The 21,594-nt window shown below is 53.8% G+C and carries 21 protein-coding genes, 2 tRNA genes and 2 pseudogenes; 15 read left to right on the top strand and 10 right to left on the bottom strand.

The features are described from left to right. Positions 1 to 244 precede the first annotated feature (244 nt). Both AC4OVU_RS09670 and AC4OVU_RS09675 read left to right on the top strand, forming a co-directional pair. Positions 245 to 412: a hypothetical protein gene (locus AC4OVU_RS09670; RefSeq protein ID WP_032653328.1), complete on the top strand. Its 168-nt coding sequence runs from the start codon at positions 245 to 247 to the stop codon at positions 410 to 412. A 144-nt stretch (positions 413 to 556) separates the two neighbouring features. After that, positions 557 to 1,963 (top strand): annotated as a pseudogene (locus AC4OVU_RS09675) (DUF1996 domain-containing protein). 59 nt (positions 1,964 to 2,022) lie between these two features. Here the strand turns inward: AC4OVU_RS09675 and AC4OVU_RS09680 are convergent. Beyond that, a complete protein-coding gene (locus AC4OVU_RS09680) occupies positions 2,023 to 2,163 on the bottom strand; it encodes a hypothetical protein (protein ID WP_032648108.1) in 141 nt (46 codons plus the stop codon). 125 nt (positions 2,164 to 2,288) lie between these two features. Between AC4OVU_RS09680 and AC4OVU_RS09685 the strand changes: the two genes are divergently transcribed. Next, positions 2,289 to 3,071: an MBL fold metallo-hydrolase gene (locus AC4OVU_RS09685; protein WP_032648110.1), complete on the top strand. Its 783-nt coding sequence runs from the start codon at positions 2,289 to 2,291 to the stop codon at positions 3,069 to 3,071. 72 nt (positions 3,072 to 3,143) lie between these two features. Further along, positions 3,144 to 3,779, top strand: coding sequence for a carbonic anhydrase (locus AC4OVU_RS09690; RefSeq protein ID WP_015570694.1), 636 nt, complete (start codon positions 3,144 to 3,146; stop codon positions 3,777 to 3,779). A gap of 28 nt (positions 3,780 to 3,807) precedes the next feature. On the opposite strand, the gene AC4OVU_RS09695 is transcribed toward AC4OVU_RS09690, so the two are convergent. Next, complete coding sequence (locus AC4OVU_RS09695) at positions 3,808 to 5,403, bottom strand: FAD-NAD(P)-binding protein (protein ID WP_110293035.1); 1,596 nt, start codon at positions 5,401 to 5,403, stop codon at positions 3,808 to 3,810. A gap of 586 nt (positions 5,404 to 5,989) precedes the next feature. Between AC4OVU_RS09695 and tssB the strand changes: the two genes are divergently transcribed. The 7 genes and pseudogenes from tssB to AC4OVU_RS09730 all read left to right on the top strand — a co-directional run bounded on the left by tssB (position 5,990) and on the right by AC4OVU_RS09730 (position 10,595). Further along, a complete protein-coding gene (gene tssB, locus AC4OVU_RS09700) occupies positions 5,990 to 6,481 on the top strand; it encodes a type VI secretion system contractile sheath small subunit (protein WP_003856899.1) in 492 nt (163 codons plus the stop codon). Positions 6,482 to 6,515: 34 nt separating this feature from the next. Then, positions 6,516 to 7,676 (top strand): annotated as a pseudogene (gene tssC, locus AC4OVU_RS09705) (type VI secretion system contractile sheath large subunit); the annotation flags it as partial. 115 nt (positions 7,677 to 7,791) lie between these two features. Continuing rightward, positions 7,792 to 8,316 (top strand): type VI secretion system lipoprotein TssJ, encoded by a 525-nt coding sequence (gene tssJ / locus AC4OVU_RS09710; RefSeq protein ID WP_172821116.1) that lies wholly within the window; start codon positions 7,792 to 7,794, stop codon positions 8,314 to 8,316. Beyond that, positions 8,316 to 8,759 (top strand): type VI secretion system baseplate subunit TssE, encoded by a 444-nt coding sequence (gene tssE / locus AC4OVU_RS09715; protein ID WP_032103561.1) that lies wholly within the window; start codon positions 8,316 to 8,318, stop codon positions 8,757 to 8,759. The genes tssJ and tssE overlap by 1 nt, the downstream gene beginning before the upstream one ends. Before the next feature lie 242 nt (positions 8,760 to 9,001). Further along, positions 9,002 to 9,397, top strand: a complete 396-nt coding sequence (locus AC4OVU_RS09720) for a YdcA family protein (RefSeq protein WP_181419211.1) — start codon at positions 9,002 to 9,004, stop codon at positions 9,395 to 9,397. 356 nt (positions 9,398 to 9,753) lie between these two features. After that, on the top strand, positions 9,754 to 9,954 hold the full coding sequence (gene glgS / locus AC4OVU_RS09725; protein WP_026094313.1) for a cell surface composition regulator GlgS: 201 nt from the start codon (positions 9,754 to 9,756) through the stop codon (positions 9,952 to 9,954). A gap of 170 nt (positions 9,955 to 10,124) precedes the next feature. Continuing rightward, positions 10,125 to 10,595, top strand: coding sequence for an Hsp20 family protein (locus AC4OVU_RS09730; RefSeq protein WP_026080712.1), 471 nt, complete (start codon positions 10,125 to 10,127; stop codon positions 10,593 to 10,595). 179 nt (positions 10,596 to 10,774) lie between these two features. Here the strand turns inward: AC4OVU_RS09730 and AC4OVU_RS09735 are convergent. The 3 genes from AC4OVU_RS09735 to mdtK form a co-directional block, all read right to left on the bottom strand. Beyond that, positions 10,775 to 10,851: transfer RNA gene (locus AC4OVU_RS09735), tRNA-Val, on the bottom strand. 4 nt (positions 10,852 to 10,855) lie between these two features. Next, positions 10,856 to 10,932, bottom strand: a tRNA-Val gene (locus AC4OVU_RS09740). A gap of 153 nt (positions 10,933 to 11,085) precedes the next feature. Next, positions 11,086 to 12,459: an MdtK family multidrug efflux MATE transporter gene (gene mdtK / locus AC4OVU_RS09745; protein WP_017384611.1), complete on the bottom strand. Its 1,374-nt coding sequence runs from the start codon at positions 12,457 to 12,459 to the stop codon at positions 11,086 to 11,088. A 225-nt stretch (positions 12,460 to 12,684) separates the two neighbouring features. Between mdtK and AC4OVU_RS09750 the strand changes: the two genes are divergently transcribed. Continuing rightward, a complete protein-coding gene (locus AC4OVU_RS09750) occupies positions 12,685 to 13,326 on the top strand; it encodes a riboflavin synthase (RefSeq protein WP_015570688.1) in 642 nt (213 codons plus the stop codon). 31 nt (positions 13,327 to 13,357) lie between these two features. On the opposite strand, the gene cfa is transcribed toward AC4OVU_RS09750, so the two are convergent. Together cfa and punC are read right to left on the bottom strand one after the other, a co-directional pair. Next, positions 13,358 to 14,506 (bottom strand): cyclopropane fatty acyl phospholipid synthase, encoded by a 1,149-nt coding sequence (gene cfa / locus AC4OVU_RS09755; protein ID WP_017384609.1) that lies wholly within the window; start codon positions 14,504 to 14,506, stop codon positions 13,358 to 13,360. 298 nt (positions 14,507 to 14,804) lie between these two features. Then, positions 14,805 to 16,004, bottom strand: coding sequence for a purine nucleoside transporter PunC (punC, locus tag AC4OVU_RS09760; RefSeq protein WP_023296385.1), 1,200 nt, complete (start codon positions 16,002 to 16,004; stop codon positions 14,805 to 14,807). Between the two features lie 111 nt (positions 16,005 to 16,115). On the opposite strand from punC, the gene punR reads away from it, so the two are divergent. Further along, entirely contained in the window at positions 16,116 to 17,027 is a 912-nt protein-coding gene (gene punR, locus AC4OVU_RS09765; protein WP_003857638.1) for a DNA-binding transcriptional activator PunR, read from the top strand. A 17-nt stretch (positions 17,028 to 17,044) separates the two neighbouring features. On the opposite strand, the gene purR is transcribed toward punR, so the two are convergent. After that, on the bottom strand, positions 17,045 to 18,070 hold the full coding sequence (gene purR / locus AC4OVU_RS09770; RefSeq protein WP_003857634.1) for an HTH-type transcriptional repressor PurR: 1,026 nt from the start codon (positions 18,068 to 18,070) through the stop codon (positions 17,045 to 17,047). Between the two features lie 297 nt (positions 18,071 to 18,367). Here purR and cydH point away from each other — a divergent pair, with 297 nt between their 5' ends. After that, positions 18,368 to 18,457 (top strand): cytochrome bd-I oxidase subunit CydH, encoded by a 90-nt coding sequence (gene cydH, locus AC4OVU_RS09775; RefSeq protein WP_003857632.1) that lies wholly within the window; start codon positions 18,368 to 18,370, stop codon positions 18,455 to 18,457. Between the two features lie 161 nt (positions 18,458 to 18,618). Continuing rightward, the gene (locus AC4OVU_RS09780) at positions 18,619 to 19,785 is read left to right on the top strand and encodes an MFS transporter (RefSeq protein WP_017384607.1); all 1,167 of its coding nucleotides are present in this window, start codon (positions 18,619 to 18,621) and stop codon (positions 19,783 to 19,785) included. A gap of 37 nt (positions 19,786 to 19,822) precedes the next feature. On the opposite strand, the gene sodB is transcribed toward AC4OVU_RS09780, so the two are convergent. Next, the gene (gene sodB / locus AC4OVU_RS09785) at positions 19,823 to 20,404 is read right to left on the bottom strand and encodes a superoxide dismutase [Fe] (RefSeq protein ID WP_017693553.1); all 582 of its coding nucleotides are present in this window, start codon (positions 20,402 to 20,404) and stop codon (positions 19,823 to 19,825) included. Between the two features lie 122 nt (positions 20,405 to 20,526). Beyond that, on the bottom strand, positions 20,527 to 21,285 hold the full coding sequence (locus AC4OVU_RS09790) for a C40 family peptidase (protein WP_017384605.1): 759 nt from the start codon (positions 21,283 to 21,285) through the stop codon (positions 20,527 to 20,529). Between the last annotated feature and the right edge of the window lie 309 nt (positions 21,286 to 21,594).

A 21,594-nucleotide genomic window follows, 5' to 3' on the forward strand; every position in this document is an offset into this window, starting at 1 on the left:
GTCATACGCCATCCCGTTGTTTTTGTTTTACCCCGTTACGCTCCCATAAGGGAAAGCTATCGCCAAATAAGAAATCGTTCTTTGCTATGAGAAAAAAAGCATGAGTGAACAAGGTGTTAAAGAAGAGAGCAGACGGCGGGACGCTATTTGCAGATCCTGCACATCGACAGTGGATTTTGATATTTCCCCCGGGCGCAATTTGGGTGTTTAACTGAGGACAGGTTAAGCGAGAAGGGTAATGACGATGAAAAAATGGATAAGCACGTTACGGCGGTTTTTTGCGCCCCGACCAGTGAATGCGGAGAACAGCGCGCAACGTGTTCTTGAGTCAATATTGCCTGTCGCCAGCCTGTATGGCGTGGACGTAGCCAACATCGACCCGGAGTGGTTCCATGATAAAACGTCACGCTGAACTGCGCCGGACGCGCGAAATGTACTGGAATGAGCTGTGCGTGGTGTCTGTAAAGCGAGGATGAAGGGAATAATACCCAGGCTAATCCTCGGTAAATGATGGCCGTTTTGTTACCACTATCTCCTTTCACAGATGGAGATAATAATGAAACGGACAGTATTAACCCCCGCGCTTTCTGCCTCCGCACTTCTGCTTACCATGCAGGCGGCACACGCTGGTCCATAGGCGCATGTTGTATGCAGTTATTCCCACACCCTCGGCGATGATGCCATTATGATATTCGGCATGCCCAATGAGGCTATGCTGCACGATTTTTTTGGTAACGTGCACGCGGATGCTTACTCCAGCCGTGAATCTCTGCGTACCCAGGAAAAGACCACCTGCGATAACAAAGCAGACAGCTCGGCCTACTGGGCTCCGTCGCTAAAATTGCCGGACGGAACGGTGGTCAAACCCGCCTATCAAAAAACCTATTATCAGGCATCGAATGTTGACGCCTGGCCGCTTCATCCGTTTCCGCCGGGGCTGTCGCTGCTGGCGGGCGATCATCATGGCACCGCGCCAAATCCGCATATCACCTTTTTATGCGCCAATGGCAAGGGCTACACCACCAGAACGGGTGAAGTCTGCGGCTTACGCAAGGCGAAGGATGCCGTGCAGTTTAATATCGGCATTCAGTTCCCGAACTGCTGGGACGGGGTCAACCTGAAGCCCGCCCACGGCCTGGCTAACGCCACCTACGATACGAAAGGACAGTGTCCGTCCGCCTTCCCGGTGAAGATCCCGACGGTGAACATGAATATTGCGTACGTGCTCCCGACAATTAGCTCTCTGGATACCAGTAAAGTCCAGCTTTCCCTCGACCCCATCATGCATGGCAGTGAGCGTGAAGAGCGGTGGGGGAGCCTGTATACGGCGCATGCTGACTTCATGAACGGCTGGACGGAAGATGCCGCGCGATTTATGACCGACCTGTGCATGAACCGGGGAATGGATTGCGGCACCACCGTGCCGTATGGTTATTCAAAAGCGAAGGCTAACGTCTGGCTCAGCAGCATGGAACCGGCACTTTCACAGCCCGATCCCCAGGTCTTACTGGTGCAGGATAACTGGAAGAACGGTGGACGCACGAAAAACAGCGAAACATTGTCGCTGGTGAAGTTCAACATCCCTCCGCTGCCTGCCGGACAGGATCCTGCCCAGTTTAAATACCGCGTGAGAATTTATGGCGGGAAAGTGGAAACTGACGGCGCGGATCAAATCTTCTTCTATCCGGCGAGTAACGACTGGGAACCGGCCACCGTGAGCTGGCAGTCACGACCGTCCTGCAACTATCGCTCGGATGCGGTGCTGTACCTGAACCACTCCCGCGAATACCGGATGGTGGACGTGGATAAAGCGGTGCGCAAGGCGCTGGCAGAAGGGAAAACCGACATTTCGTGGTATATCGGCGGCGATCGTCAGGGAAATCACTATCAGTTTGAGACGGGGTCATCTCCCCAAAGCCTGATCCTGATGCTGACCGGGTTTAGCAAAACGCCGGAGATCTGATAGCGGGTAGCAAAAGGCATTCATAAAAAAAAAGCACCGAGGAGCCCGGTGCTTTTTCTTCAGATCTTGCAGGCATCGCCGCAGTCGTTATCGGCGACAATCGCCTGGGCTTTTTTATCCGCATCGTCGAGACGTTCCGCGTTGCGCTCTTCTGCTTCATCCAGCCCGTTAAAGACTAAGTTATCGAGATCAATTTCCATGTGCCACCTGCGTTATTCAGTTTTTGATACTGGCACAGTATAAGTCAAAAAAAGCGGGCCAGGCACCCCTCAGCACATATGGATAATCCCTGCCATACTCAGTGCTTTATTGCTGAGGAAAGCCGATGATTACACTCTGTAAAACCTGCGGTACCGCTTACGATGAACAGCCCAAAAACTGCCCGATTTGCGACGATGAGCGCCAGTATGTCCCGGTGACGGGCCAGACATGGACGGACTTCGACAGCCTTACGACCACGCACACCAACAAATGGCAACAGCTGGAGCCGCAGCTGTTCAGCATCAAAACTGTTCCCTCTTTTGCCATCAACCAGCGGGCGCTTCTGCTGCGTACGCCACAGGGCAATGTTCTGTGGGACTGCATCGCCAATCTTGACCCGGCGACCAGAGCGTTAGTTGACGCGCTCGGGGGGATCAGCGCGATCGCGATTTCGCACCCGCATTACTACACCACCATGCAAGAGTGGGCCGCGGCGTTTAACGCACCGATCTACCTGCACGCCAGCGATCGGCAGTGGGTGATGCGTGACAGCCCGGCGATACGCTTCTGGGAGGAGGACGCCCTGGAGATTATGCCTTTGGTGACTCTTCTGCGGCTGGGCGGGCATTTTGCAGGCGGCACGGTGCTGCACTGGCAGTCAGGCGACGGCGTGCTGCTGGCCGGTGATATTTTGCAGGTTACGCCCGGTAAGGACGCCGTGTCGTTTATGTGGAGTTATCCGAATATGCTGCCGCTGCCTGCCCGCACCGTTGAGTCGGTGATTGGCCGACTGACAGGGAAAACGTACCAGCGCCTGTACGGGGCCTTTGAAGGGCAGAACATCCTGGCGAACGCGGATGAGATCGTGCAGCGGTCGGGCCAGAAATATATTGCTTGTCTCCGCTAAGGCGCGGTGGTTAAATTTTACGAGTGTGATCGCGATCATACCTAAATTAAAACAGATAAAAGAGAAATGGCTATGCAACATATCATTGAAGGTTTTCTCAGCTTTCAAAAAGAGATTTTCCCGCAACGTAAAGAGCTTTTTCGTAGTTTAGCGTCCAGTCAGAATCCCAAAGCGCTGTTCATCTCCTGCTCCGACAGCCGTCTGGTTCCGGAACTGGTTACGCAACAGGAGCCAGGACAGCTCTTTGTCATTCGAAACGCGGGCAACATTGTGCCTCCGTTCGGGCCGGAGCCTGGCGGTGTCTCTGCGACCATCGAATATGCTGTTGTTGCCCTGGGCGTGACCGATATCGTTATTTGCGGCCACTCCAACTGCGGCGCAATGAAGGCGATTGCTGACAACGCCGATCTGGAGCCGATGCCGGCCGTTTCCCACTGGCTGCGCTATTCTGATGCGGCAAAAGCGGTGGTTGAGAAGAAAACCTGGGATAAGCCAATCGATAAAGTGAATGCGATGGTGCAGGAGAACGTCTTTGCGCAGCTGAGCAATATCAAGACCCATCCGTCGGTGGCGGTAGGCCTGCGCAACAACGCCATTCGCCTGCACGGCTGGGTATATGACATTGAAAGCGGCAAAATCCTTGCCCTGGACAAGAACACTAAATCGTTCGTGTCGCTGTCGGAAAACCCGGACGTCTTCTTCGAGTAACCCGACCCCGCAGGGCAGGGAAGCTCTGTTAAAATTCCATGAATGGTAACTTCCTTCGCACGCCTGTCGCAGGTTTTCCAGCCGCTTTCGCCATCGCTTTACCAATTTCAGCGCACTCAGACAAACCCTGAACAAAGGGATGATCGTGCATCAGCCAGGGGATCGCCCCAAAAGCGATGCGCCCCCGCAGTGATGCAGGCGCCAGCAACGTATAGTCTTCCCCCACGTCCGGGACGTCATCGCCGGTTTCCGCAAGCTGTTTACGCAGGGTGGGGAAGGGAATGTCCTTGTTTCTGAGTGGCTTTTGCCCGCGCGCATCAATAAACACGTCGAAGCGGTAACGCTTTTCTGCCGTGGTGATGACGGTCTGATCGCTGCCGATATCCAGGTCGTAATTATCACCGAGTGCGACCACGCTAATGATCCCTTCCTCGCGCAGCGCCAGTAAACGGCGGATAGACTGCGGTGGAATGGCGGCATAATTATCGATAAACACACGCTCCAGCCCGGATTTAAACCGCTCTCTGTCACGCTCACTGAGTGAAGGGACGATGGCCTGAACCACTTCATGCAGACGAAGCACGGTATAGCGCCAGGCAACGGTGCGTTTTTCGCGCTTGTTGCGCTCCACTTCTTTCAGATTCGCTTCGGCCCAGGTGAAAGGGCCATGCTTTTTACGATCCTCAAACCAGACATCACGAAGCGTGTCGGCATTCAGCGTAACGAGCGATATCGCCTGGCACCAGCGCGGATCGGCCAGCTCGAGCTCTTTCACCATCAGCGCAAAGATGCGGTCAAGCAGCCCGTCCGGGCCTTTGGCGATTTCACTTTCCGCCACAGACTCCGTTAACACGGACAGCGGTTCATAAGGGATAGGGCAGTAAAAGTCGGCCTCCGGCAGAACGCCCGTGCGGGACATCAGCGTGATTTTTAGCCCTTCGCTGCCTTTATTGACAACGAACTGCTCCCCGCTAAACCGGCCATGCTGCATCACAACCGCCATTGCAGCGTCCAGCCCGCTGAGGGAAGTACCCATGATCCCCACCTCACAGGCTCGGATCTCCGCGTCCATCAGCCCTGACCATGGGCTTGGGAAATATGCGCGGGTGGTTTCATCTTCATCAGGCCAGACGTGGCCGGTGGCAACAACCGCAAGATCAAACCGCCTTGAGAAAGGGGCATCGTTCACTGAAAGGGCCACGCCGTCTGCATCAGCCTTAATATCCGTGACTTCTGCGTTGGGGTGCACCTCGACATGAAAGCCAGACTTTTTCGCCTCAGCAACGACGGCAAGAAAGCGGTCGTGAAAATATTCACCCAACAGAATACGCGGCAGGAATTGCCGGTCGTGCAGTTTCTCACTGTCGACGTTATAGCGGGCAAGATGAGCCGCACTCTGCTGTTTGAGCCAGTCGAGGTAGGTAATAAAAATGGGCGGGATTTCGATACTGGCGATGTTCGCCAGCATCAGCCGGGAATTATCCTCGTCGCTGTAGGGCATCCCGACACCGGGTTGGTCTGCCTTTTCGAACACGGTGATCGAAAGCGGTGCTGCGTTGTTAAGAAGTGAGTAAAAGGTGTAAATCCCTGTTGGGCCTGAGCCGATAATAGCGATTTTTTTCATCGAAAGCGTTCCTGCGTTTCTGAACCATAAAACAAGCGTAGCAGGAGAAAGGCTAAGTCATTCAATGAAGGGAGAAATTAAGACGTTTAGAAGAGGGGATGTTGCCCCTCTTCCTGAACTTATGGAAAAGTTAAGTGCAATTGACCCTGGCTGATTAGATATGATTCTGCCTGATTTCTGAAAGGAAAGACTGTTTGGTCCCAGGTTTAACGATTATCTGTATGTAATGGGGGTTAAAAAAGAGATAGGGCATTTAAATATATAGTGGGGCCAATATTATCCTTATTTTTATAACTGTGAGTGATGGAATAATCCAGCATTGGACTAATCCACTCCTTCTGTAAAGTAATAAAATAATAAGGTTTCCAGCCTTTAAAACAACCTTTCTGTCAGGGTCGCGAGGGCGTTTCGGCAGACGCTACGCGGCGTTCTTTTTATACCCTTCCTGGCATAAAACTCTTAAGAAAAGTCTAATGGTAGATCTTTGATCTGATAAGTTGATTTTAAATGGGCTTTTGCTCTAATATGGTTTTGTAAAGAAACGTCACTCACTTAACATTTATTTCTTTTAAAGAAAGGGACTGCTATGGCCGATTCATTCCAGAATGAGGTGCCCAAGGCACGCATAAACTTAAAGCTGGCTCTGCATACAGGTGGCGCGCAGAAGAAAATCGAACTGCCGCTTAAACTCCTCACCGTCGGTGATTTCAGTAATGGAAAAGAGAATCGCCCATTATCGGAAAGGGAGAAAATTAACGTCAATAAAAATAACTTCAACAGCGTACTTTCGGAATTTAACCCGGAAGTGAATCTGACGGTTCCTAACACAATGGCCGGGGATGGTTCGGAAGAAAGCATAAAACTGAATTTCTCCGATATTAAGGATTTCGAACCTGAACAGGTTGCCCGCCAGATCCCCCAGCTCCGCGCCATGCTGGCCATGCGTAATTTATTACGCGACCTCAAATCCAATCTCCTTGATAACGCCACTTTCAGAAAAGAACTCGAGAAAATTCTTAAAGACCCGGCGCTGTCTCAGGAATTACGCGACGAAATGAGTGCACTGGCCCCGAAATAAGCGGCATGTGTAATTTAATGGATTAACCGGGAATATGCTGATGTCTGTGAATACTGAAACCGCCTCCGCGCAGGGGCAGACCACCGTACTGGAAAAAGAGGGCGTTTACGCCTCCCTGTTTGAAAAAATCAACCTGACCCCGGCCTCCAGCCTGGGGGATATCAATGCGTTTCTGGATGACGCCGCGCTTTCTGACGCTCCGGCGGGTGAACGCCTGACGGCGGCGATGCAGGTGTTTATGGACTGCATCCGCAAATCCGGTCAGCCGGTGGAGAAGCTCGACAAAACGCTGATTGACCACCATATCGCTGAGCTGGATTTCCAGATCAGCCGTCAGCTGGATGCCGTAATGCATCACCAGGAGTTCCAGAAGGTGGAGTCCCTGTGGCGCGGCCTGAAGCAGCTGGTGGACAGCACCGACTACCGCCAGAACGTGAAAACCGAAATTCTGGATGTGTCGAAAGAAGATCTGCGTCAGGACTTTGAAGACGCGCCGGAACTTATCCAGAGCGGCCTCTACTGGCACACCTATACCGCCGAATACGACACCCCGGGCGGCGAGCCGATTGGCTCCGTGATTTCATCCTATGAATTTGACGCCAGCCCGCAGGATGTGGCGCTGCTGCGCAACATCTCTAAAGTGTCTGCTGCCGCGCATATGCCGTTTATTGGCTCTGTCGGTCCGAAATTCTTCCTGAAAGACTCCATGGAAGAGGTCGCTGCAATTAAGGATATCGGCAACTACTTCGACCGCGCCGAGTACATTAAGTGGAAATCCTTCCGCGACACCGACGACGCCCGCTACATCGGCCTCGTGATGCCGCGCGTGCTGGGGCGTCTGCCGTATGGCCCGGATACCCGCGCAACGGTGTATCACCACGACCGCTGCCGTATCCCGCTGAAGCAGCCGGTTGCGATGAGTACATGCCAGCCGGTCAGCCTGAAGCACCGTCCGGTGATGGGCACGCATGCCACGGATGTGAACGGCCAGGTGCTGTTGCGCCTGAGCACGGACAACCCGGAAGAGGTCCGGGGCTGGCTGCCGGGCGGCGACCTGCACGCCGACCTGATGGCGCTGCTGCACGTGTGGCTGGGCGCGCACCTGGATGTACGTATGCAGTTATGCGTTGCCCGGCATTTACTGCCGGATGCGCGGCTGTCCTGCAATGCGGAACAGACCGCGCAGGTCGGGCGCACGGCGGTGCTGCGTCCCCTAAATGCGCAACAGAACAGAAACGACATTATCACCATTCACCTTGGACGCTTTCAGCGCGTCCGGGAAAACATTCAGCGAAGGAAGAACGATGAAGATGGCGATTACCGCTGGTAAAGCGCTGGCACTCTCTCTGGCGACCCTGTTAACCGGCTGCGGCCTGACGCAGAAAGTGACGGACGGCACCGTCGCCGTCACGAAGTCCATTTTTTACAGAGAGGTGAAAACCCTTCACCTGGATATTCAGGCGCGCGAAGGGGTGAACAACAACGCGAAGGGGGCATCGCTGGCAACGGTGGTGCGAATTTACCAGCTTAAAGAGCGTAAGGCGTTTGACAGTACTGACTATCCGTCGCTGTTCGCCAGTGACAGTCAGGCCATTAAAGCCGATCTTGTGGCGGAAAAGGATATCCGCCTGCGCCCTGGCGAATCGGTGACCCTGGATATGCCGATGGAAGAGAGCGCGCAGGTTGTGGCGGTGGCGGGGATGTTTATGGCACCGGACCAGGTAAACGATACCTGGCGTATTACCCTGACCCGTGACGACCTTGACCCGGATAAGGCGCGGGTTATCGAAGTCAGTAATAATCGTCTGACGCTGAAACCGCTGGAGGGGGAATGATGCCGCGTCCGTCTCTGTATGACATGCTGTACGGTAACTTCGCCGGCGGGCTTGACCTGCACAGCGTCAGTGAGGAGAACCAGCTGATTTTATCAGTACTCGATAACATGCAGCGCATCCTCAACTGCCGCGCCGGTACGCTGGCCCACCTGCCGGACTACGGCCTGCCGGATATGACAAAAATCCTCCAGGGAATGCCCGGGACAGCCCACCAGCTGATTACCACACTGTCGGCCGTGTTGCTGAAATACGAGCCGCGCCTGAGCCGGATTAACGTGGTGATGCAGGAACAGATTCAGCCCGGTGAACTCCGCTACGCCATTGACGCGGAGCTGAAGGGGGTGGGGCTGGTGCGCTACGGCACAGAATTTATGCCCGAGGGCAGGGTATTAATCCGTCATCTGAAACAACAGCAATACCTCGATGCACGAGCCGCCATCTAGTCATTACTCAGGTTAAAACAGTTATGACAACATGAACGACCAGACATTTATTTTACCCTGATCAGAAAAGGCACATTAAAGATTTACTTTTCAAGGGTTTATTGTAGCACTTATGCTGTAGCGGGTACTGAAATATTAATAGTTGATTTCTTCGCCGCGAGTCATTGCATTTTATCTGGCGAAAAGGTTAATGGCTGAGGGGATATACCCTGAGCATGATGACGTCAATCATGGATACAGATATGAAAATGAGAATTCTCCTTCTTACGGTCAGTGTAATTTTTAACATGCAGGCTGATGCCGCCCGTGGTAGACAGCCCTGCTCGGGCTCAAAAGGTGGCATAGCACACTGTACATCGGATGGTCGTTTTGTCTGCAATGACGGAAGTTTGAGCCAGTCGAAGCGATTCTGTTCAGGTTATGGTGCCTCCGAACCGCCCCCGCAGGTAAAACCCTCCCCCTCCGCCAGGAAAGCGCAGACGAAAAAGAGAATAGCCGTGAAAGGCCAGGAGCAGCGTGTTGTAGAAAACAATGCGCAGTTCGATACACAACCGCGGCAACCTACATGCGCCCCTCTCTATATGGCCAACAAGCCCGGATTCACCCATTTACCCATTTGTTCAGGAAATCAGTATTAATCCGCCAGTGTAAACGTTCTTTGTCTGTTATTCGAACTGATAAGACGCGTGCAGGTGGTAACCCACCTGCACGCGCTGGACGACCTGTAACAGCGTCTGGCATTAAAGCATGCCGTTCGCACCTTCCGGCTACATGGCGAACTTACTGCATGGCTGGCGTTTATGCTTTCTGCATGAGTGATAAAAGGGAGGGAAAATCATGACCAGGGCTGAAGAGTTTTGTCGTTCCTGAAATGTGAACACTGGCAGATGGATGCGCACGCATCGCTCAAAAAACGATCTTTTTCAGGCGGATACTGAGATCAGAAAAGCATATGACCTTGAACAGTAATCACAATGACTGGAGGGATATGCTAATGAAGCGACAAGATATAAACGCATTAAAGAATTTTGATTTTCTGGCACGCAGTTTTGCCCGTATGTACGTCCTGGGTCAGCCAGTTGATATCGATGCCGTGACCGGCAATATGAGTAATGAACAGCAGGCATGGTTCCGGGAGCGATATGACCACTACCGAAAGCAGGCTGAGCGGGCGAGAGTGATAGAACTGCGATGATGTAACGAATAACGGGCTTAACGGCCCGTTGCGTTTTTTAGGTTCCAGCTACATTTTGCAGCTCCTGAGGTTGAAATATTGTGCGGTAACCTCATATAGAAAGCGGGTAAGGAATACCTGCCCGTAAGACATGAACTTTTTGAATATTCTTTTTACTGTTCAGGAGGTACATGATGACTCTGAGAGCTTTTCCCATGTTGAACGATCTCTCCGACTCTCTGTTTGCGGACCGTTTTAACCGTATCGATCGCCTTTTTAGCCAGCTAACCGGCAGTACGCCGTTGCCCTCCACGCCTTCTTACAATATCCGGCGGGTGGGTGATAACCGCTATGAACTGACGCTGAGCGTGCCGGGCTGGAAAGAGAGCGAACTGGAAATTGAAACCGTTGGCGGTCAGCTGAATATCAGCGGTAAACGTGAAGAAGAGAAAACCGAAAACGGCGAAGAAGGGTGGATCCATCGGGGTATCAGCCGCAGCGACTTCCGGGCCAGCTATAGTCTGCCGGAGCATGTGAAAGTAACCGGCGCTTCGCTGGAAAACGGCTTGCTGGCGATTGAATTACACCAGGATATCCCGGAAGAAGAGAAACCGCAGCGCATCGCCATCAACAACAACCCGGCGATTGAACATAAGCCGTAATCATTGATTGACGTTGTTTTCACGCCCGGCAAACGCCGGGCGTTTTGCTAACCTGATGGGGCTTATGCCATTCCGCTCTTTCGCGGCACGCGCGGGCTGGAGGTCACTTTCGATGTGCTTAAAAGGTTTGCTGCCTCTGCATGAGGCTGAACGGGAATGAAATGTGCGAGAAAACAGATTGGTGCGTCTGAATGGACTCGAACCATCGACCCCCACCATGTCAAGGTGGTGCTCTAACCAACTGAGCTACAGACGCAGAATGGTGCGTTCAATTGGACTCGAACCAACGACCCCCACCATGTCAAGGTGGTGCTCTAACCAACTGAGCTATGAACGCATTGTGTTGTCGGTGACAACGGGGACGAATATTAGCGGCACAGCCCCAAGGTGGCAAGAGGGAAAATGCATTTTTCTCTCTGATTTCACGCGATTGCTTCATTACCGCGCAAAGTGAAGAGAAAGTAGCCGCCAGCCGGCGGCTACTGTGTCATTAACGTGCAGCGCGCTGCAAAATTACCGCAGACGGCTGACGTTGCAGGAAGCGCATACGCAGCATCATCATAATGGCCGCAGACGTTAAGCCGATGATAAAGCCCATCCAGAATCCGGCTGGCCCCATGCGATCCACCACCAGATCCGTGAGCGCCAGAATGTACCCGCACGGCAGACCCAGCACCCAGTAAGCGATAAAGGTGATGAAGAAGATGGAACGCGTATCTTTATACCCACGCAGCACGCCACTGCCAATCACCTGGATGGAGTCAGAGATCTGATAAATGGCCGCCAGCAGCATCAGATGCGAGGCCAGGGTCACTACCTCCGGGTTGTCGTTATAGAGCAGGGCAATTTGCTCACGCAACAGCACGGTAAAGAGCGCGGTACAGACTGCCATGCAGACGCCGACGCCGAGGCCGGTGCGGGCTGCCGTTTGCGCGTCCAGCGTCGAGCCTTGCCCCAGACGGAAGCCCACGCGAATCGTCACCGCGGCAGCCAGGGACATCGGCAGGACGAACATCAAAGAGCTGAAGTTCAGGGCGATCTGGTGTCCTGCGACATCAATAATCCCTAACGGCGAGACCAGCAGGGCGACGACGGCAAACAGCGTCACTTCGAAGAACAGCGCCAGCGCAATGGGTAACCCCAGCTGAATGAGACGGGTCATGAGCGTCCAGTCAGGTGCGCTGAACGAGGTGTCGTTACGAATGTCACGCATGGATCGCGCATGTTTAATGTAGGTGAGCATACAGCCGAACATCACCCAGTACACCGCAGCCGTTGCCACGCCGCAGCCCACGCCGCCGAGTTCCGGCATGCCAAAATGACCGTAAATGAAGATATAGTTCACGGGAATGTTCACCAGCAAGCCGATAAAGCCCATCACCATGCCCGGCTTGGTTTTTGCCAGCCCTTCACACTGGTTACGTGCCACCTGGAAGAACAGATAGCCGGGCGCGCCCCAGAGCAGGGCGCGCAGATAACCGACCGCCTTATCCGCCAGCGCCGGGTCGATATTATGCATGGCACGAATAATATACCCGGCGTTCCACAGGACGATCATAATCAGGACGGAGACACCCCCGGCCAGCCAGAAGCCCTGGCGCACCTGATGGGCCACGCGGTCGCGTCGACCGGAGCCGTTAAGCTGCGCGATAACCGGCGTCAGCGCCAGCAGCAGGCCGTGACCAAAAAGAATGGCCGGGAGCCAGATTGAGGTTCCGATCGCCACGGCGGCCATATCGGTGGCGCTGTAACCACCGGCCATTACCGTATCCACAAATCCCATTGCGGTTTGGGCTACCTGCGCGACGATCACCGGTATGGCCAGTGCCAATAACTGACGCGCTTCGATCATATACTTCTGCACGTGAACACCTTTGTATTGTAGTTATTTGAGAGACTAAAAAGGCCGCCGTTACTGGCAGCAAGAAGAAAAAACAGAGGGATGCCAGCTATTGTAGCGGGGTTTAACTAATTATCTAGTGAAAAAATCGCCAGAAATTGCGCATCACTGGCAACCTGTTTTTTCAACTGTTATTGTGGTGGGATTATACGGTGTCATCGCCGTTCGGAATGAACAGGAGCTGTAAGCATGTTTACTGGTATTGTGCAGGGCACTGCCAAAGTGGTGTCCATTGATGAAAAACCGAATTTCCGCACTCACGTAGTTGAGCTGCCTGAATATATGCTCGACGGCATTGAAACCGGGGCGTCGATAGCGCATAACGGCTGCTGCCTGACGGTGACCGAAATTAACGGTAACCAGATTAGCTTTGATTTAATGAAAGAGACGCTGCGTATCACTAACCTGGGTGAGCTGGTGGTGGGAGATATCGTCAACGTTGAACGCGCGGCGAAATTCAGCGATGAGATTGGCGGGCATCTGATGTCGGGCCATATTATGACCACCGCAGAAGTGGCGAAAATCGTGACCTCGGAAAATAACCGTCAAATCTGGTTTAAGGTGCAGGATCCGTCATTAATGAAATACATCCTTTATAAAGGATTTATTGGCATCGATGGGATTAGTCTGACCGTCGGTGAAGTGACGCCAACGCGTTTTTGCGTGCATTTAATTCCTGAAACGCTGCAACGTACTACGCTTGGCGCAAAAAAACTGGGGCAGCGCGTAAATATCGAAATTGATCCCCAGACCCAGGCGGTCGTGGATACCGTTGAGCGCGTACTGGCGGCGAAAGAGGCGGCGATAATTAAAACCATGGAAGAAGAATAAAAAATAACCCCGGTTAACCGGGGTTATTTTTTCAGCGAGCCACACGCAAACCGTGCTCAATCCCACGACTAAACACCACCTGCCACAGCTGTATATCCCGCGCACGGAACGCGCCCGCACAGGCATTCAGATAATAGCTAAACATCCGTTTGAATCGTTCCGAATAGTTGTCGGCGATTTCAGGCCATGCAGCCTGGAAACGTTCATGCCAGGCCATCAGGGTGGTGTCGTAATCTGCGCCGAAGTTATGCCAGTCTTCCACAATAAAATGCGGTTCGCTGGCGTTCGCAATCTGGCGAACAGAGGGTAAACAGCCATTCGGGAAGATATATTTGTTGATCCAGGGATCCACATTGTTATCGGTGCGTTTAGAGCCGATGGTGTGTAGCAGGAAAATTCCCTCAGGCTTCAGGTTACGATCGGCGACCTCGAAGTAAGTCTTGTAGTTCTTCGGCCCCACGTGCTCGAACATACCTACGGAAACAATGCGATCGAACTGCTCGTTCAGGTCGCGGTAGTCCTGAAGCCGAATATCAACATCCAGACCCAGACAGCGTTCCTGCGCCATCTTCTGCTGTTCAGCGGAAATCGTGACGCCGACTACGCTGACGCCGTAATTTTTCGCCATAAACCAGGCAAGACCACCCCAGCCACAGCCGATGTCCAGCACACGCATACCGGGCTGTAACTGCAATTTATCACAGATCAGTTGCAGCTTGTCCTGCTGCGCCTCTTCCAGGGTCGTCGCTTTTTTCCAGTATCCGCAGGAGTACTGCATTAAAGGATCGAGCATACGGCTGAACAGATCGTTGCCCAGGTCGTAATGCTCTTTACCGACGATCCACGCCCGTTTTTTACTTTGCAGATTGAACAGGCGGGCGGAGGCAATGCGTAAGGTATCTTTGAAATGACGAGGGAGCTGTTTTTCAAGACCGGCGCGTAATACGCTGGAGAAGAACATATCCAGCCGCTCACACTCCCACCAGCCGTCCATATAGCTTTCACCCAGCCCTAACGACCCCTCCTGTAACACGCGTTTGAAAAAATCGGGATGCTTTATCTGGGGATCGGAGGGGGATGAGCCATTAATTGTAATGCCCGCACGTCCCAACAGTTCACTGACGATCCGGGACCAGTTATCGTCCGGAACGCTGACTTCTTCTATACACGATGAACTCATAGCTTCTCCATCACCTTGCTGTGATCAGAACCTTAAAACAGCGTAGACGCTTTTTTGGTTTGTGAGAAATCTCACGGTAAATGCCCGCGAGGCTAATATCCGACGTAGAACAGAGGAAGGGAGATAACCCTTGCCGAAATGCCTTCCATGGTAAAACGGGAGCGCTCCGGCTCCCGTTAACACTTAATATTTATCGTATTTAATCGAACCAAATTTAGTATAGGCCGCAAAATTTGGTGATTCAACAGAAAATTGTTAGCAACCTAATCACTGGTATTTAACATAGTTTCCCGCGCAATCAGGCGTGCGACGTTTCTGTCTGCGCGTTTTCACTCTGCTCGCGATGGGCTGAGGACTGCATGCGATAGCCCAATCCCGCCAGCGCAACGGTGACCAGCATCACGCTGGTGGTGGTGAGCAGCGGGGTTGCAATCAACGCCGAGACCACGAGACTTGCCAGGAAGCACAGGCCAAGTTGCAGGGTATTTTGCAGCGCGGCAGCGCGGCCTGTCGCCTGCGGGAATGGACGCAACGCCTGGGCTACAACGATAGGGTAGATAGCCCCGTTAGCGATCGCCATGACGCAGAACGGAATCAAAATTTCTGCAAGCCCGGCGCCGGGAATAAAGCCGACAGCCCAGGTCGCAATCACGCTTAGCGCATACAGCACCAGCAGCCAGGGCAGCATCTGTTGGCCTTCCCATTTTTGCAGCGCGGCGCGACAGCCATAGCCACCCACCAGGAAGGCGATGGTCTGTGGTACATAACTCAGGCCGATAGCCGCCGGGCTGTAGCCCATGTCATGCAGAATGAACGGCGAACCGGTTAGCCAGGCAAAGAAGCTGGCAGAGCAGGCAGCATAAATCAGCACGTTACCGCGATAGGCTTTCGACCGCAGTAAAGAGGTAAAGGTGATGGGCTTTGCGTCCGGATGCGTCTCTTTTTTATGCGCAGGTTTAAGCCCGAAAGCAGGCAGCATCAGGACCAGCGTAATAGCAAAGAGCGTGGCGAAAATAGCCTGCCAGTCGAAATGCGCGAGGATCCAGCTGCCCAGTAACGGGGCAAGCGCCGGCGACAGGCCGACCAGCGGCATTATAGTGGCGAATATGCGGTTAGTGCGCGAGGCGGGGTAGTAATCGGTCACCAGCGCCTGCCAGGTCACCGCTGCGGCGCAGACACCGACCGCCTGAATAAAGCGCAGCGCCAGCAACCAGGCGGCATCGCGGACCCACAGCATGCCCAGACAGCCTACGGCAAAAATCGCCAGCCCCAACAACAGGACGGGCTTACGGCCAAAACGATCCGAGAGCGGCCCCCACAGCAATTGCGCAAAAGCAAAGCCGGCGAGGAACAAACTTAAACTGGCGCTGATGGCGGCGGCAGGGGTTTGCAAATCTTCCTGCATCGCGGCGAACGCGGGCAGATACATATCGGTCGCCAAAAAGCCCAGCACGCTTAAGCCGCCGAGCCAGACTAAAAATCCTTTCCTGGGTTGCACTTTTTTCTCCTGAGGAGGCAGGTGTACGTTGGCGCAGAGTGTAGGGAGTGCAAAGCGGCTTGTGAAACGCTAATATTTGGCGGGTGCGTTCAAAAAATTTGCAGGCTAAAGATGTGGTCAGATTATTCCCTTGAAGTGGTTGATGCCGTGGCGCGTAACGGCAGCTTTACCGGTGCCGCCCAGGAGCTGCATCGCGTTCCCTCGGCTATCAGCTATACGGTGCGCCAGCTGGAAGCGTGGCTGGCGGTCCCGCTGTTCGAGCGGCGCCATCGCGACGTGGAGCTCACGCCTGCCGGAGCGTGGTTTTTGAAGGAAGGGCGGTCTGTTATCAAAAAAATGCAGATCACCCGTGAGCAGTGCCAGCAGATCGCCAACGGCTGGCGCGGGCATCTCGCTATCGCGGTGGATAACATCGTTAAGCCGGAGCGGACCCGGCAGATGATCGTCGATTTCTATCGTCATTTTTCCGACGTCGAACTGCGTGTTTCGCAGGAAGTGTTCAACGGCGTCTGGGATGCGCTGGCGGACGGCAGGGCGGAGATGGCGATTGGTGCAACCCAGGCGATCCCGGTTGGGGGGCGCTACGCGTTTCGCGACATGGGCATGCTGAGCTGGACCTGCGTGGTCGCGCGCGATCACCCGCTGGCGGCGCTGGAAGGTCCGCTGAGCGATGACACCTTACGCAACTGGCCCTCGCTGGTGCTGGAAGATACCTCCCGCTCGCTGCCCAAGCGCATTACCTGGCTGCTGGATAATCAGCGCCGCGTGGTCGCACCGGACTGGGAGTCGTCAGCCACCTGTCTGAGCGCGGGGCTGTGCGTTGGCATGGTGCCGGTGCATTTTGCGCGCCCGCGCATCGACGCGGGAGAGTGGGTGGCCTTGACGCTGGAAAACCCCTTCCCGGATGCCGCGTGCTGTCTGACGTGGCAGCAAAACGACGTCTCGCCCGCCATGGCCTGGCTGCTGGATTATCTGGGCGACAGCGAAACGCTGAACCGGGAGTGGTTGCGGGAACCAGCATAGCTGGCCCCGTAATGAGATTAACGACGGTAGTCGCGGAACGGACCGTCCGCAACGGAACGGCGTTCAATCAGGCGCGGGTGAACTTCAATGGACTGGGACTGTTCACGCTTGTTGACGATCCTGTCCAGCAGCATGTTGAAGGCCGTTTCACCCAGCGAATCTTTCGGCTGGTGAATGGTGGTCAGCGCCGGGGTAAAGAAGCGGGCGTTGCGCACGTTGTCATAGCCGATCACCGAGATATCCTGCGGGACGCGCAGGCCGAGTTCATCCGCCGCGCAGAGCGCGCCCATCGCCATGATGTCGCCGCCGCAGAACACCGCGGTAGGGCGATGCGGCTGGGAAACGATCTGCTGCATGGCGCGATAGCCCGACTCCGGCTCGAAGTCGCCCTGAACAATCCAGTTTTCCGGCACGGTGATCAGCGCCTCTTCCATCGCTTTCATGAAACCGGCCAGACGGCCAGCCCCGGTGTTACGCTCCAGCGGTCCCGGGATCACGCCAATTTCACGATGACCGCGTTCTACCAGATAACGCCCCGCCATGTAGCCGCCTTCAAAGGCGTTATCAATAACAGAGTCGGTGAAGTCTGCGCGCGCTTCGCCCCAGTCCATGACCACCATCGGAATGTGGCGATACTCTTCCAGCATGGAAAGGACCGACTCAGGGTATTCAGAACACATAACCAGCAGGCCGTCGACGCGCTTTTGCGCCATCATTGACAGGTAAGCGCGCTGTTTTTCAATGTTGTTCCACGCGTTGCCCAGAATCAGGGTATAGCCTTTCTGGAAGCAGTTTTTTTCAACGGCTTCGATGATTTCAGCAAAGTAGGCCGCTTCACTGCTGGTGGCCAGCAGGCCAATCGATTTGGTGTGATTAACCTTCAGGCTGCGGGCGACGGCACTTGGCGAGTAGTGCAGTTCTTTGATTGCCGCCCAGACGGCATTACGCGTCTCTTCAGCGACGAAACGCGTTTTGTTAATAACATGTGATACGGTTGTAGTGGAAACGTTTGCGCGTTTTGCTACGTCTTTAATTGTTGCCATTAAATGTCACTCCAGACCATATCCTAAGCTCCTGAAAAAATTGAAGGTAAACGTTTGCCTTCTCTCACCCTTATCACGCAAACATGAGTTGCGACACGCCGGGAAAACGACACAGGACGTCAGGAGGGGGTCAGTGGCCGGTACGCTAATAAATTTAGCGTGGAATTTTGTCCTATCTTGATGAAAAGGGGAAGAGGTAAAGTGGATATCCGCTTAAATCCTGGAAGATTTTTGACCTGAACTGTGTAAAAATGAGCAAGCTCACTTTTCGTAGGGTGAATAAAAGGAGAAAAATTGATGAGTACCGATCTGAAGTTTTCGCTGTTTACCACCATTGTTGTTCTTGCCCTGATTGTTGCGGGTGGTTTAACCGCTGCGCTGCACTGATTCAGGAGGGGGGAGAACCTTCTCCCTCTCTTGCCGCTATTGTTACCTCTCCGGCAAAAATCTTTTGCCAAAATGTTAACTTCTCATTTTTTGTGATTGATGTCATGCTTTTGACTTCTTAGTTCTGTGCCGGGTTATGGCACGGTATCCGGAGTCTCTTCATGAAAATCAATTTTCCCCTGCTGGCCCTGGCGATTGGCGCCTTTGGGATTGGCACCACTGAATTCTCCCCTATGGGGTTATTGCCTGTTATCGCCCGGGGTGTGGACGTCTCAATTCCTGCGGCCGGTATGTTAATTAGCGCCTACGCGATTGGCGTGATGGTGGGCGCGCCGCTGATGACGCTGCTGCTTTCCCACCGCGCTCGCCGCAATGCGCTGATTTTCCTGATGGCGATTTTCACTCTCGGAAATGTGCTTTCCGCAATTTCGCCCGATTACACCACTCTGATGCTTTCGCGCATTCTGACCAGCCTCAACCATGGCGCCTTCTTCGGACTGGGCTCGGTTGTTGCCGCCAGCGTGGTGCCAAAACATAAGCAGGCCAGCGCGGTAGCCACTATGTTCATGGGCCTCACCATCGCTAATATCGGCGGCGTTCCCGCTGCCACCTGGCTGGGAGAAGCCATCGGCTGGCGTATGTCTTTCCTCGCAACCGCCGGACTGGGCGTGGTCGCGATGGTTGCGCTGTTCTTCTCACTGCCGAAAGGAAGTGCGGGAGAACGTCCGGAAGTACGTAAAGAGCTGGCGGTGCTGATGCGTCCTCAGGTGTTGTCCGCGCTGCTTACCACGGTACTGGGGGCCGGGGCGATGTTTACGCTCTACACCTATATCTCCCCGGTGCTGCACGACATTACCCACGCAACGCCACTCTTTGTTACCGCGATGCTGGTGCTGATTGGTGTCGGGTTCTCGATTGGCAACTATCTCGGCGGGAAATTTGCCGACCGCTCCGTCAGTGGAACACTGAAAGGTTTTTTAACGCTGCTGATTGTCATCATGGTGGCGATTCCGTGGCTGGCGCGTAACGAAGTGGGTGCCGCGATTGCCATGGTGGTGTGGGGCGCCGCAACCTTTGCCGTGGTGCCACCGTTGCAGATGCGCGTAATGCGCGTTGCGCACGAAGCGCCGGGGCTCTCTTCGTCGGTGAATATCGGTGCGTTTAACCTGGGCAATGCGCTGGGTGCCGCAGCGGGCGGGGCGGTGATCTCAGGTGGTTTGGGTTACAGCTTTGTGCCGGTGATGGGGGCGATCATTGCTGCACTCGGCCTGCTGCTGGTGATGATGTCTGGTCGTAAACAGCCTGAAGCGGTGTGTACGGCGGAATAAACAAAAACGCAGAAGGGCTGCCCCTTCTGCGTGTCTCTTACGCGGCGAAGTTCTTCGCAACAAATTCCCAGTTAACCAGTGCCCAGAAGTGTTCCAGGTAGTTCGGGCGCGCATTACGGTAATCAATGTAATAGGCGTGTTCCCATACGTCCACGGTCATCAGCGGCGTGGCGCTGGTGGTCAGAGGGGTACCCGCATTAGAAGTGGAAACGATAGCCAGTTTGCCATCAGCCTCTTTTACCAGCCAGGTCCAGCCGGAGCCAAAGTTTTTAACGGCTGCGTCAGTAAACTTCGCTTTAAAATCCGCGAAACTGCCGAACGCGGCGTTAATGGCTGCCGCCAGCTCACCGGTAGGTTCTCCGCCTGCATTGGGGGCCAGGCAGTGCCAGTAGAAGGTGTGGTTCCACACCTGTGCGGCGTTGTTAAATACGCCGCCGTCTGAACTGCGCACGATCTCTTCCAGCGTTTTGCCTTCAAAATCGGTGCCCTTGATCAGATTGTTCAGGTTGGTGACATAGGTCTGGTGATGCTTGCCGTAATGGTACTCCAGGGTTTCCGCGGAAATGTGCGGGGCCAGGGCGTCTTTTGCATACGGTAGTGCAGGTAATTCGAACGACATTGCTTCTCTCCTTATAGTTTTATATGTTGCCAATAACCCTACAGACAACAAGGACAGGATAGCAAATTGAAAGGTTATGCAAAAGAGGAACTTACCCTGCCATGGAGGCGGCAGGGCAGGGTTTAGCGAATGGTTTTTGGCGTCATCACGCGGCGCGCACCCACGTAGTGGCGCACCCAATAATCTTCGCTGAGGGAGGTGATCTGAATGTCCTGACCGCTGCGCGGTGACTGGATAAATTTACCGTTACCCACATACACCCCAACGTGATCGGCCGTACCGCGTCCCTGGGTGCGGAAGAACACCAGGTCGCCATTTTGCAGTTCGCCACGGTTTACAGGCGCGGCGTCGCGCAGATGGTACATCTCATTGGCGGTGCGTGGAATGCGAAACTTCACCAGATCTTTATAGGCATAATAAACCAGCCCACTACAGTCAAAACCGGTGCGCGGAGAGGTGCCACCCCAGCGATACGGTTTACCTATTTGCCCCATCAGTTTGTTCATCGCCGTTTTTTGCGCTTTCTGCATACGCGCTTTATGCACGTCAGCCAGCTTCGTCACTTTTGCGCATTTCGTTTTATGGCCTTTGCGCACGGTGCATTTTTCATTCACCAGGCTGGCGGTCGTGCGGGTGGTTTTGTGCGTGCCGGAACGGAGAGTTTTGGGTTTACTGGAGGCGGTCTTTTTGGTCTGAGCGGTGGTTTTCTTCTTTACTGTTTTACTGGTGGTTTTTTTCTTACGTTCTGTGGTTTTTGCCAGATGCGATTTTTGTACAGCAGAATGCCGCGCCTGTTCAGAGGCGTTCGCCGCTGGCGTAAATGAGAGTGTGGTAAACAGTAAAGCACAGAGCGTCATCGAGATTTTAGTTATCCGCGCCACTGGGCAGTCCCCTGATAAATGCAGGCCACAATGCATACCCGCGTGAGATTTACAAAACCTGTCGATTCTAATCCATAAATTCAGAAGAAGTTAATAGCATTTTTCATTCAAAAATTATGTTTCGTTAGCAAGTGCAAAAAAATTCACCATTCTGACGCACTCCTGTTCGCTCCTTAAGCAAAACCGCACCTCGTCTGGGGATAAACGACATTAGCAATGCAACTTTATGCGATAAGCGATAATATAATTAGACGTGACAAAAATGTTATTTTCCGATGTCGGCCTGACCCGCTACAATGTCAGACTGAT

Source organism: Enterobacter sp. 6722112 (assembly GCF_058661685.1).